Origin of the sequence: Paenibacillus eucommiae (assembly GCF_017874215.1) — a bacterium.
Lineage (GTDB): Bacteria > Bacillota > Bacilli > Paenibacillales > NBRC-103111 > Paenibacillus_AI > Paenibacillus_AI eucommiae.
This window is the reverse complement of the sequence record NZ_JAGGLB010000013.1, coordinates 214174-227950: the sequence shown is the minus strand read 5'-3', so window position 1 is coordinate 227950 and position 13777 is coordinate 214174. Positions and strand designations below refer to the sequence as shown.

The following is a 13777-nucleotide window of genomic DNA, read 5'->3' as shown; positions in this document are numbered from 1 at the left end:
TTTAAGAAGTACTCTAACGGCGGAGGTACGCAACATGCGAATGACCAAAAAGAAGAGCAAAATGCTGCTATCGATAATAGGATTGAGCTTGATTTTGCTTGTAGGGATGGCGGGAAATGCTCTAACTTTGGCAACCACCTTTGCCGCTTCCAATACGGAGCCAAAGATTGATGCTGTGCTGACCATAGACGCAAGCACCTCCATGAACGAAAGCGATAAAGGCAAAGTGGCCAACGAAGCAATGAAGATGTTCATCGATATGACTTCAGTGCAGGGGGATAAAATTGGCATCATCTCCTATACGGATCAGGTTGTAAGAGAAAAGGCACTGCTGAAAATAAACTCCTCCAAAGATAAAGACGATTTGAAAGCATTTATAGATCAAGTAGCCAGAGGACCCTACACGGATATAGCCGTTGGCGTCAGTGAAGCTGTCAAAGTGATCGAGTCCGGGAAGGAAGCGGGTCATTATCCGCTGATCGTTCTGCTCTCGGACGGAAACAACTCGCTAAATGCGAATAGAACGCAGGAACAGTCGGATCTTGAGCTTCAGGAGGCTGTTAAGAAGGCTGCTGATCTGAACATACCGATCTACACGATCGGGCTCAACGCAGATGGACAGCTGAACAAAGATGTGCTGGAGAAAATAGCCAAGGATACGAACGGGAAATCATTTGTGACCAGCTCGGCGGATTCGCTGCCGCAAATTTTGAGTGAAATTTTCGCCAATCATTTGAAGCTGAAGGTTATTCCGCTGAAAGGTATAGTCGGCAACGGACAGTTCCAGGATGTTACGATCACGATTCCGAATGCGAACGTGCTGGAAGCAAACATTTCAATCATGTCAGCAAAGCCGATCGAAGCGAAGCTGATTGATCCTGCTGGTAAGGAGCATCAAATTCCTTCGGATGACATCGTGTATTCAAAGTCCAGTGCGTATTCTTTGATCAAAATTGCCAAGCCTGACATGGGCGACTGGAAGCTCCAGGTTAAGGGCAGCAGCAAAGATCAAATTGATATCAACTTAATTTTTAACTATGATGTTCAGCTTGTGATGGATGCTCTGCCTGGTGGTAAAACTTATAAGCCGGGAGACACCATTGATCTCCGGGCGCAGTTGTTGTCCAACGGACAAAGCCTTGCAGATGAAGATTTGTTCAAAAATGTGAAGTCAACGCTGCTGGTCACAGACTTGGATACGAAGCAGACGACAGAAGTGCCGCTGAATAATTCGGGCAAGGATTTCACGGGAAGCTTTAAGGTGGCCGAGGCCCATGAATATGAAATAAAGGCTAAGGTGGAGGATGCCAGCTTTTTCAGAGAAAGTGATCCTGTTCTCATCAACGCCAAGCCTGGGGCAAAGCCCTCTTCCAGCACTAGTGCCACACCGGCACCGGTAACAAAAGATGACTCCAAGCCGCTGCCATGGGGATATATTCTCGGTGGACTCGGGAGCCTGATTCTCCTGCTGGTTGCTGTGCTCTATATCATGGCTATGATGAAGAAAGCCAACAAAGGCTTTTATGGTCAAGTTGTTATCGAAATCCGGGATGAAGATACAGAGGAAAGAACAAGCCCGCAGTACAAAAAGCTGACTGGCTTCAAAGGTAAAGTGAAGCTGCACCAGCTTCTCCAGCTCGCTCCCGAATTCGCCGAAACAGATAAAATTATTTTCACGCCGGGCCGGGATTCAGTCATTATGTATAACCAATCAGAGTGCCTGATCGAAAAATCCGGCAGAGCCTTCGATGCCTCCAAAGGCAAGGAACTCAAAAATAATGATCGCATCAAAATTACGCTGCAAAAAGTAAATAAATCGATTTGGCTGGATTACATCAGCTAACTCTTCCTAGGAGGCTACATTCATGAAGGCAGTCGTCAGAGAACATATCCAGCAGTTGGACGTTTCCCAAGGCGGGGGAATTGTCAGTGATAAAATACGCGTAGATACTATTGACAATCCGATGCTGATCATCGGGCTTGGCGGCACAGGGATTGATGCGCTGCTGCGGCTCAAATATCAGATTAACCGCAGATTCCGGCTTCCAGAGGACCCTATCTCCAAGAAAAAGAGCGAAAAGCCCGATAATGTCGAGTTTATCGCCTTCGAAACCAATGAGCATGACCGCAACAAGAAATATCGCGGCATAGGTCTGGATCCAATGAGCGAATTCGTACTGCTGTCCAACTCGGAGGTAGGCGGATTGCTTCAGAACCGCAGTCTGCTAGAGCCTTATATTACGGAATGGCTCTCTCCAGAGCTGCTCATTTCCGATGGGATCAGCGGCGCTTCCGGTATTCGCCAGGCGGGACGGCTGCTGCTGTTCACCAAAATTGTGCAGGTCGTGCAGTCCATTGAGAAGAAAATCCGCAGCTTGTCTGTAGGTACGAATAAGAAGCTGATGGTTTTTGTGCTTACCGGCCTTGCCGGCGGTACAGGCAGCGGCTGCTTTCTCGATATCTCCTACATCGTAAGAGGTTTAATGGAGCGGGAGCATGGCTCGGCCGGTATCGACAAAGTGAGCATGCTGGGCTATTTGTTCATGCCAGACGTGAACTTGTCCAACAAAAGTCTGACCGACCACACCAAAGAATACATGAAGAAAAACGGCTATGCAGCTCTCAAAGAGCTGGACTACTGGATGAACGTAGATGAACGGGGCGAGCGCTTTAAGCAGCGCTACGGCAATGTGATGACCGTCAACTCACCTGTTCCTCCATTTAATCTGGCGCATTTAATTTCGGCAACGAACCTTGAGGGCAAGCTGCTCGAAAATGCTTATGACTATTGTATGAACGTAACGGCCGAGAACATTACCAATTTTATGGCCAGTGAGGATAAGCAGTCCGGCGAGGAATTTGCTATTCACGATTACATCAGCAATATTCGTACTAATATTAATCAAATGTCGAAGCCGTACGCGGCTAACTATCAATATAATATTATCGGTGCTTCCTCGGCTGTACTACCTATTGAGGAAATGACCACCTTTTTGGCCTATCGTCTGTTTAAACGCATGGAGAAAATGTTCCAGGTGGGCCCGACTCAGGAAGAGACAGAGAAGCTGGCCAGGAAGCTGGAGATCGACCCCGATTCTATACAGAGGGAATTCGAGAAGCGCGTGCCGGAACCTATTTCCGGCTATCAGAATAGCGAACGTCTAAGCTACAACAACGTGATCAAGCAGCAGGTCGTAAGCATCGATACGGAGCTTGAGCAGAGCTTCCTCTCCCGTGCACGGGAGGAATATGTGAAGGCTAAGCGGCAACTGCCGGGTCCGTGTCTGGAGCGTTTTGCCGAGCAAATCAACCGTATCTTTTTGAATCCGGAGCAGGGGCCTTTTTATGCCACCAGAATTATTTTTTCTGCGAAGGGTTATTGCCTGCTGAATCAGATCAGCTCCTATATCGAGGCTTTAAAAGAAAATTTATACCGCATTCCGCAGGATATAGAAGGTGCCAAAGAGACAGCGGCGCTCAAGCTGGGTGATGCCAGAAGTGCTTTCATTGCCAAGGACAAGAAGAAGGATGCCTATATCGAGGCCAAAATTCAAGAATATCTGCTCCATGCCGACCGGGAACGTACAGAGCAAATGATCGAGTTTTATGAGGATCTCTACAAGCTTCTCAATGATCAAAATTCTCGTGTTTATTCCGTATTTACGGAGCTTCTGAATGCGCTGAACAGCATTTTCGAGAAAAATGGCGACATTCTGGTTAACGGGGATGAGCAGACGGACCATAGAGGGAACAAAACCTACTATTGGAACCTCGTGAACGTGCCCGATATTGAGAAGGTTATCGACGGCATTATGGACGAGAAGCATGTGAATGACCTGATCAGGGATTTCACGAGTGAGCTGCTGGAGAAGTCGAATCAATGGATCAAGGAGCAAGAGGTTGATATCATCGGCTCGATTTCCGACTTTTTGACGGAGCAGTTTGGTGATTTGATCACGAAATCGATGGAAGAATTTTTGGCTATGAAATATGGCCAGGACGAATCGATCGAAAAGGTAGTTGAGCGGATGATCGCCAAGCGTCTTGATGAAGAAGCGATTCCGGTGTTTCATTTGAGCAACAGCTCCGGTAACTTCCATTTTCCGCAATGGGGCTTCGTTTCGGTGCCAGCGGATGCGCCCAACATCTATAAAGGGATCAAAAGGTTCCAGGAGGTTGCGCTTGGGCACTCCCGGTTTACAATCAAGGAAAGCCAGGTCAGGAATCGGATATTCTGGCTCAATACACGGAACGGGGTTCCGCTCTTTTCCTATTCGCCGCTGAAGGTGCTGGAGGAAAGCTATGAACGGACGATTCTCGATCAGGAGGGGATTGGACGCCATCTTGTACAGACGGATAAGGTCAACTGGACATATCTGCCGTCTCCGATTCCTGAGAAATCCTGGGGTGACGTCTACGTCAACAGCCGCGTGAGGAACTATAACGCCGGAGTGAGAGGCTTGTTTGACAGAGCCTTGAGTTTCCGCAGCATTATTGAGAAGCTAGAGAATGTGGCTACAAGCAGCCGCTTTGAGTGCATTCTAACGAAGCCATTCCAGCTTGACGATGTGCTGGGTAAATATAACCTGCAGCTCGGCAGTGAACGGCCGAATCTTGGTGAGCTGAAGCGCTGCATCGATGAGTTAAATGGCCTTGTGCGAAATGGGCTTGAGCGTGAGGCTGTGCGCGATATTTTCGGCAGCGTCAATGAGGAAATGGCCAGAGAAAACCTGATCCGTTCGCCGGAGCTGCTTGAGGCCATGCGTAAGGAAGTTGCCAAATATGAGCAAATTCAAAATAAAATTGCCGAGCTCGAAGCGGTAACGAACAGCCACCAGGATGGAGAGCGGCTGCTCGACCAATTCATCGAAGCGATGTACACGAAGACGATCTACAAGAAGGGCGCCCAGTTCGTCTATGACCACGACGCGGATGAAGATGCTTGGGAACCTCTAGTCAATCTGACAAAAGTGAATAAATTTGTTGAATATGCGATTTTTGAGCAGATTCGCAAGCTGGATAACAGGAAGCTTGGCTTGCTGCAGCGCAAATCCTCCAAACGCGGAGAGCTTATGGCGTCTTCCGACGATATTGCAGGTCTGCTGAACAACCTGATGGAAATGGCGGCAATCTACCAAGAAGGCAAGTCTGCACTTGATTATGACCGTAACGAGTGGACGAACGGCGAGGATATGTACAGCTTCTATAAGCAAATCTCCGTTAAGGTCAGCGATATGCTGAGAACATTAAAGTAGCTGTGGCGGCTTCATCGCAAGTGTCCCGAGAGCACCACAGGAGCGTCTCGTAAATGAAGCCGGACTATGTGGGAGGTAGAGCCATGCAGCGACAATTATTTGCTTTTGCAGGCGATTATGATGCGGAGGCGGATCGCTGGATCGATGACCAGGAGGGTCAGTTCAGTATCCATAATCCGCTCTTGTTTGTTTTTATCGGCGACAAGTCTCTTGATGCGCTGAACGCCGTTTATGATATGGGCCAAAAGAAGTGGCATAACGGCAAAGGTGTCTTATATGTCCACTTTTATACGGACAAAACGGTTTCCAGGGAAAAGGAAAATGTCTTTTCCCTGCAGCTTTCTGCTCCCGTAGCTGACCGCAGGAAAATACGCAAGGATTTGCATGGGAAGTTCTACGAGGACACGCGAAGACTGGTTGAGCTCAATCGGGCGGTAAGACAGGTCAGCAACCGGATTGCCGAATACGGCAGCATGTACTCTTCCTTCCAGCGGCTGAATATCGCTGTTGCAACGAGGGCGGATGATCCTTGCAATGTGCTGCTGCCGGAAATCGTGCTGCTGCTGAGGACGGTGCTCAGCGAATCCTTCAAGCTGATCCAGACGGATCTGTACGGATTGATTCAAGAAAAGCAGGGAGAGGAGGAGCACGCCTACTCTGCTTCTATGGGTATCAGCTTTCTGAATGAGCTGGAGCTTTATCAAAGCCGGTCGTACAGCTTTAACGCGATGCTGCTCGTGACAGAGGACCAGATGAGTCTGCCTGCCGTGCACGGCCCTGCGCCGCTGTTTGATCTGGTCTATTTGCTCAGTGATAAAAATGAGCAGGGGATATTTCCCGATGCCAGCATGGAAACGAACTATGAGATTATCTGCAATATGAGCCTGCTGAAAAACCGCAAGATCGTGGATGACTTCGATCATCGGCAGGAGCCTTATAACAATCAGCATTTCAGACAGCATATCAATCCTGCGGAAGCCAAGGGCAGCATTTATTCTACTGCCGGCTTCTCCAAGATTAAGCGGCCTAATCAGGCCATTGCTTTAACGGTCATTTATTATTTCTATCAAAGCTTCCTTGCCAAGCTCTCAGAGCAAAGCAAGACGGACAAAAGAAGCATCGCCCAGCTGCTGCAGCTGGATTCTGACGCTCTGGACCGCAAGGTCAGCGGGCTGCTTCCGAGGCAGGAGAAGCTGGAGGAGATGAATGCGCTCCTCTCTGACTATATTTCCTTTGATGAGCTGAAGAAGCTCAATCTGGGGCAAGCCGAAGAGCAGATGTACGGCAGGCATGCCGACGTTTTTTTCGATGAGCATTTCGCCCGCGCGGCTGCTTCCCGCCTGCATGAGTACGATTGTGAGAGCGAGCTGCGGGAAATTATGGACCGCAGGATCGTCGATAATCCGACCTATGGGCTTTACTGCGCGTATGCCTGGACCTCCGAGCGCGAGGATGCGGTCATATTTCAGGAGCTTCGCAGTATGATTAGAGATACGGCCAAACTGCTCGAGGATGCCCGTTCACAGCTGCAGCAGCTGCGGCAGGAGTCAGTTGAGCAGCAGTCCTTTCAGCGCATTCCTTTTATGAACAAAGCTAATGTGAAGAAGTTCAGCCGCCATTTTTTTCAACAGGTTTATGGTCAGAAGATGGACATTCTTTTCTACGAAACGAAGCTGAACCTGTTGAAAAGGTATGAGAATGCCGTGGAAAAGCTTCATATGTCGTTGAAAGCCAAGGTAGACCGGCTGCATGAGCTGGAGAAGCTGATGAAGGATGCTTGCCGGCAGAGCGTTTCCGAAGCGAACGACTATTTGGGGCGCAACATCGCTGAATATTACCGTACTGTCGTGACAGAAATCATTCAGGATATTCAAGCCAAAAGAGGCGAGAATTTCTACTTTGATGAGCGGTATATCGGCAATGTCGTTCCGCTAATAGCTTCCGGGGTTGAGCCCCTTCTTCGAAGACTGATGGAGGTTTGCCGCCAGGAAATTTTTACCTACCCGCAATTCCGCCAATCTTTCGAAGATGAGCTGCTGCAGCGGGCTAATGTAACTGTGAGATTCGAGGACAAAGACCATGTCTTGTCCAAGGAAGAGCTGTACCGTGATTTAAACCAAAGGCTGGAAGATCAGGCAACTGTACACATAGATGTGTATAATTATACACATAAGCATCGTTACGAGGAGAAGTATTTCTTCGCTGATTTCGACAGTGAGTTTATCCGCTATGCCTTTGCCATCGATAAGGGAAGCCGTATGTACAAGCTCGGCTGTGTGCATGAGAAGAAAAACAGCGGCATCGAGAAGCTGAACATTATGGGCGGCTTTCAATTGGAAGACCTTATGTACTACCGTAACGGGAAAAAATATTACGAAACCTATAAAGAGGGTGGATTTGAGTTCCATCCAGAGCCGGTGTAAGCATCATTCCGCTTCGTTCTGTTTCATACTGCTTCATTTTGCTTCATTCCATTGGCAAAGAAAGGAGAGTCCTCCATGTATCAACGTAAAATAAATCTGCTTCTCGTATTGTTCTGTCTAATCGGAGGCGTAGCCGGCTTCGTGTCGGGAGAAGCAATCCTTTCTTGGGGAGAAGGGCGGGTTCCGAACATGCTGCTTATGGGCATGTATTTCGGACAGCTAGCGCTGTGGATAGGTCTGCTGAGCCTGTTGGCTGAGCTGATTATGCCGGAGCTTAACGGCAAGGGCTGGAGACTGCGCTACGCCAAGGACGGCTGGAAGCTGCTGATTCCGGCAACGCTGCTGCTGCTCTTGATAGCGGGAGGCGTCGGGCAACTCGTGTATGGGCTTTACCTCGGCAAATATCAGCCTCCACGGGATATCCTGATGGCGATAGATGTATCGGAGAGTATGCTCCAGACCGATCCGAGCCGGGACAGCTTTGAAGGTGCCAAAGCATTGATTCAATCTATGGAAGCTGATAAACGCAGTGCGATTATCACGTTTAACGAGCAGGCGGAGCTGCTGCAGCCGCTGGTGGCATTGAATGATCAGGCTGCCAAAGATGAGGTCATCTCGAAGCTGGATGCATACGGCCCTCCTATCGGAGGGACGAACATAGGAGCCGCTTTAGCCACGTCTATGGAGCAAATTGACGCGGTCAAGGGAGACAACCGGAAGAGCATGCTGATTCTTATTTCAGATGGCTACAGCGAGGTTGATTTAGAACAGGCGCTTGCTCCTTACCGGAACGAGCAGATTGCTATCAGTACGGTCGGCGTCAACGCTTCGGACGTGCAGGGCAACAACTTGCTGCGGCAAATAGCATCGAAGACGGGTGGTACTTACCACAGCGTTGAAGACGTGCGCCAGCTATCGTCTGTGTATGCCAAGATCTACGAGGCGAACCGTTCCTGGCATTTGGTCGGAGAGCGAACGGGCTCGTCTGTAGACAGCTATTATTACATCATTCTGAGAGTTCTGTTCCTGCTTATCCTTGGAGCCCTTATGGGATTGTCACTGGGCATTATTTTCGATAATCGTTTTCTGGCGAAAAGTTTCTCTATCGGGGGGGCAATCGCTGGACTTATCGCCGGATTGATTCTGGAGCAGGGTCTGAAGAGCGCTGCGTTTTCACCTGCAGCCTATCGCGCGGCGGCGGATATTGTGCTTGCTGTTGTGCTTTCCTTGTCGACAGTTATGGTTGCTTACAAGCAAGGGGCATCTGTGGAAGCTGGCAGCCGTTTCTATCAGCGCAGTGGAAGAAAGGGAATACGCGGCTCAAGCCAACATCAAAATACCCATAAAGATTTTCACTGATTATTTTTAACTAGAAGGAAGATTTCGATAAAAGGCGGGTGGGGAACGGATGCGATGGCAGGACACTGTACCTGAACAGCGGCGCATTACCGACATGGGGCAGCGGATTCACAATAATGAGTGTATCCTGACCTGGAAATGGCCGGAGGATGTGCAGTTCGTCTATATATACGGCTTCGCAGCGGACAAGGAATTGCCTGTGGAAGAGCGCTCAAGCAGCTCCATGAAGCTCTACACCCGCGAGGAATATAAAGCTAAAGCAGGCTATAGTGTACGACTGGAGACGATAGGAAGCTATACGTTTCGCGTGTATCCCTGTGAGATGAAGGATAGCGATATGCTGATCCTGAAGCAGGAGGATGCCGATAACAAAATCCGGTTTAGTACGGGGAAGGCAAGAATTGTCTACTCCATCAAATATAGCAAATCCTTTTTCAGCAAGCTGAGAAGTGTGCGTATTGAACTGAACAGTGAAGTGCTTGTACCGAAGGAAGCGCTCTGCTATGTAAAAAAAGAAGGGGCCTTTCCACTGCAAAAGGATGACGGCACCATGTACCCCTTCATTCATGATATCATGCCCGGCCGGAATGCCCTGCCTGAAATTGAGATCCAGAAGCAGGATCAGATCAAGCTTTTTTTTACAGATGGCAAGAAGTATGGAGAAATGTATGAATTGATTCCAGAATAAACGCCAGGATAGTTTGTTAAGATCTTAAGATCAAACACTAAGGAGAATGGATATGCTGAAGTTTTTAAAAGACCTTTTCGAGAAAAAAGCGCCGGTCAAGATCAAGCCTCCTTTTTATCCGATTGTGTGCCCTTACTGCTTCAGCAAATTCGAACCGGATGAGGTTGTATTCCGCGCCGCTCATCATCGTGATGACGATCAGGATTACGCCTTGCAGGAAGACGAAGCGCTGAACAAATACCGCGAGAAATTCAACCTCTCTCCGATCGATGAGATCGAGGCAGTTATTTACCCGAACACTGTACCGGATGAGTACAAAATCATTTCCGAGCATGTGCTCGTAGGCATAACCGATCGTCACGGAATCATGACAAGGAAACGGCTTTGCCCGAATTGCCACAATGAGCTGCCTATCCCATCCGGCAAGGTGCCCAGCAATATTATTTCGATCGTAGGGGCAGCACAGGTGGGTAAATCGGTGTATATGACCTCTCTGATACATACCTTGCAGCATATAACGGCTTCTAATTTCAATGCAGCCTGTATGCCGCTTAATGCGGATATCAGCCGGAGATTTCGGCTTAATTATGAGGAGCCTATCTTTGATCGGGGCATGATGCTTGAATCCACCCAGAAGGAGTCCAAGCAGGAGCCTTTTATTTTTCAATTTGTGTTTAAGGATGAGGAGCTGGCTCCTATTACGCTGGTGTTCTTTGATGTTGCCGGCGAGGGCATGGTAGACAAAGAATATTTGGATCTCTACGCGTCCCACATCAAAAATTCCGCTGGCATTCTTTTTATGGTCGATCCGCTGCAAATCCGTACGATTCGCGATCGTTTGCGCATTAATTTCGGCGAGCGGCAGGAAGAGGAATTTACGTCCAGATATGATGATCCCCGTGAGGTCGTCATTACCTTGTTCGAGAATTTCATTGGTCATGAGGAGAAAAGCAAGACGGACATTCCTACTGCCATTATCCTGACCAAAAGTGATATGCTGCAGTATTTGAAGGAAGAGGACGGGGAGTACATTAAGTCGAACAGCAATGTGTTCCGCAATGTCGTGCATACCAAGCAATTGGATTTGAATGAGTTTGAGAATATCAACGGAGAAATCGGGCGGTTTATTGAGAAAGTGGACAGACCGTTTAAAGATGCCGTAGATGTTTATTTTACGAACACAGCTTATTTCGCTGTTTCTGCTTTAGGCAGCAATCCTGTGAACAAGCAAATCAAGGGAGTAGTGAACCCGACCCGGGTTGATGAGCCCTTTGTTTGGCTGCTTTACAAGCTTGGATACATTGAAGGGGGCGACAGCAGGTGAATACCGAAAGCAAAATCCTGCAGCAGGTATATACCCGCGGCCGTGAGGGCATTTTCCGGACCAACGAGGGTCTGGATACCATAGCCAAATCGCCTTCACTGGACAACGGTTTTATCAAAAAGACGCTGCATCCCTTCTGCGTGTACCACGCACCACAGGAGCTGCGCCAGCGCGGCGAGCAGGATCTGTCCTTGTATCCGGAATCGTTGACGGTATTCCATGTTGACTCTGGGGAGCTCGTCATAGGACGAAGTATTTTCGCCGGGGCGGATTTTACAGGTCAAAGGGATACTATATTTGTCCATAATTACATTTTTCCCCCAGATCGGGTGGAGTCCATGCTGCGGCAGGTCAGTCCGATGTTTCGGATTGAACATTTTGAATCGCATTATGATGCTCAATCAGGGAAGATCCTTCCTGAGCTGGATCATCTGGAGTACAATCAAGACTCGCATTTGGAGAGCCAGCAGGCTGTTTTGGACAAGCTGGGGATCGATGAGAGGGTGTTCAAGCAGCTATTATGGGCCATCATGATGTCCATTTCCAGTAACAAAAAGGTGTATATCGCCTTGGACGTGGATGTTACCCAAAGCTCTTTGTATGCAAATTTGCTGCTGGAGATCATGTTTCATTGCCTCCCTTATGAGATGCGCAGGCACTTCGGGTTTACGACTTACAGCAACGAGCCTCAAGGCAAGAAGCACATCAACGTCATGTTCGTGGAAAAAGGCAGTATCCGCGGCGGCGATCGAAACTTGGATAAGGATTACTTGTTTGATTTTGAGAATCGGCGTTTTGTTAATGTAGGTCTTCAAGAGCAGAATCAATATTATCTGGACTTTGCCTGGGATCATAAGGAGCGTCCAGAGGTTCTGACGGCTTTCTACGAGTTTGCCGAAGAAGCGCTGCAGGGCTCTGATTCTTCCAAAACGCTGGCTATAGCAACTTATTATCAGCTAAGCGCCTTATTTCTTGTGCAGCTAGGTGACACAGCGATTTATCGGGATAACAAGGAAGGCGTTATAAGCAGTATTCTCAGTTATTTGGATGCGGACACGATGCCTTTGAAGCCGCGGATGAGCGAATTGATATGGAAGCTGGTTGCCGAGGAAATATCCTTGATTCAAAACGGAAGCACCCCGTCTTTGGAGTATTTGAATGGGTTGATGCATTTTTACCGGATCAGCGGAGAGAAAGCGAAGTCCAAGCTGGTCACCTCTTTAGTCTATTTTCTGTATAATGGCTGGCAGCATCACGAGGATCCGAGTTACACACCTGAGGTTTTTCAAGCCATGCAGAAGCAGCCTGAGCTGTTCAAGTCTGTCATTGCGCTTATGCATACGCAGGAACGCTTCACCAAGGTGTATGAGGATTATATACAGAGCCGCATGCAGAAGCTGACGTCGGTTAAAGGGCTGCAGGAAGAAATCCTGTTTTGGGTTATGAATGCCGAGGATGCCGCAACCAGCTTGTTCTTTAAAGAGCAATGCTTGCGCAAAATCAAGGAGTTACTGGAAAAAAGTGACAGCAGCGATAAAAGCGAGAAAATTGCAGCAGGCAAGAGCATGTGCGAATTTCTGGACCAATTGTATGAAAAAACAAATAAAAATGCCAATAAAAAGCAGTATGAAAGCTTCTGCGATGATATAGAGCTATGGATTTCCATGTACATCCTGTCTGAACTAGATGTTTCTAATATAACCCAAATTGAGTTTCAAAAGTTGGACTATATTGTAAAAAACAAATCCGGCTTTTTAGAAAACAGCCTTGGCCGGCAAGAGCTCGAGAAGCTGCGGGTGCTGCGTGCCGTATCTGTGGTGCTGAGTGAAGAACAGGCACAGGAAGCGGTTATAGCAAGCTCGATCAATCAGCTAAGCAAGCCGGAATGGGAGCAAGCGCAAGCTATGCTGCAGTTCTTTCTGCGCGACCGAATCGGGCGGAAGCATTATGAACAAATCACCTATGCGTTCTATTCCAGTAAAGGACAGGGCGGAAGCGCACAGGAATACTCTAAAGAGTCCAAGAATGATTACCCGTATTTGTTTGCGGAAATGCTAGCTTATGTGCATCGTGCAACCAAAGATACAGGTGAAGTGTATGACTTCCTGATTTGGGCCGTTTCCCAGCCTAAGTTTTTGGATAAAAATCAAAATCTGTCCACTCCTTATAAGCAGGCGGTTCGCAGTTTTTTTATCAAGCAAGACAAAGAAGCTTTAAAAAACCGCAGCATCTTCAAAAAGCTGATGTCTTCAGATAATGCCGTCTTCAATAAAATGATCAAAGATATCAGATTGGAGCAATCGAACGCTCTCGTCCGTTTTTTTTCTCTAAATAAAAGAAAGCCCGTCCTTATTGGGCTAATTATCGTGGCCTTGCTGCTGCTTACGCTTATTGTCATGTCGATCATCAAAGCATTCGCGCCTTCCGCCGACCCTGAGCAAATCGAGGGGACACCAGTGCCTTCGCCAGTGGAGACTGCCAATAATGGCATTGGTCAAAGTCCGGTGCCTAGCCCGAGCCCGGAAGGAAGTCCAGGGGCAAGCCCTGATGCAAGTTCTGGAGTTAGCCCGAGTTCGAGTCCTGAAATGAGTCCGAGTGCTAGTCCAAGTTCAAGTCCAAGTGCGAACCCTTAGTAAGTTTCGAGTAAGTACGATGCGTGATGCGAGTCCGAATGTAAGTTAGAATGCAAGTTCGAATGCAAGTCTGGAATAGGTTCCGATATTATCCG

General features: G+C 48.2%; 7 protein-coding genes. All 7 read left to right on the top strand.

The window, feature by feature from the left end:
* Nucleotides 1-34 precede the first annotated feature (34 nt).
* The 7 genes from J2Z66_RS19665 to J2Z66_RS19635 all read left to right on the top strand — a co-directional run bounded on the left by J2Z66_RS19665 (nucleotide 35) and on the right by J2Z66_RS19635 (nucleotide 13682).
* Entirely contained in the window at nucleotides 35-1843 is a 1809-nt protein-coding gene (locus tag J2Z66_RS19665; protein ID WP_376774442.1) for a VWA domain-containing protein, read from the top strand.
* A gap of 22 nt (nucleotides 1844-1865) precedes the next feature.
* Nucleotides 1866-5255 carry a tubulin-like doman-containing protein gene (locus J2Z66_RS19660; protein WP_209973500.1) on the top strand — a complete coding sequence of 1130 codons (3390 nt, stop codon included), beginning with the start codon at nucleotides 1866-1868 and terminating at the stop codon, nucleotides 5253-5255.
* An 83-nt stretch (nucleotides 5256-5338) separates the two neighbouring features.
* Complete coding sequence (locus tag J2Z66_RS19655; protein WP_209973498.1) at nucleotides 5339-7678, top strand: hypothetical protein; 2340 nt, start codon at nucleotides 5339-5341, stop codon at nucleotides 7676-7678.
* A gap of 75 nt (nucleotides 7679-7753) precedes the next feature.
* The gene (locus J2Z66_RS19650) at nucleotides 7754-9037 is read left to right on the top strand and encodes a vWA domain-containing protein (protein WP_209973495.1); all 1284 of its coding nucleotides are present in this window, start codon (nucleotides 7754-7756) and stop codon (nucleotides 9035-9037) included.
* A 49-nt stretch (nucleotides 9038-9086) separates the two neighbouring features.
* A complete protein-coding gene (locus J2Z66_RS19645; protein ID WP_209973493.1) occupies nucleotides 9087-9725 on the top strand; it encodes a hypothetical protein in 639 nt (212 codons plus the stop codon).
* Between the two features lie 52 nt (nucleotides 9726-9777).
* Nucleotides 9778-11049, top strand: coding sequence for a TRAFAC clade GTPase domain-containing protein (locus J2Z66_RS19640; protein WP_209973492.1), 1272 nt, complete (start codon nucleotides 9778-9780; stop codon nucleotides 11047-11049).
* On the top strand, nucleotides 11046-13682 hold the full coding sequence (locus tag J2Z66_RS19635; protein WP_209973491.1) for a GAP1-N2 domain-containing protein: 2637 nt from the start codon (nucleotides 11046-11048) through the stop codon (nucleotides 13680-13682). The genes J2Z66_RS19640 and J2Z66_RS19635 overlap by 4 nt, the downstream gene beginning before the upstream one ends.
* The last annotated feature ends 95 nt before the right edge of the window (nucleotides 13683-13777 follow it).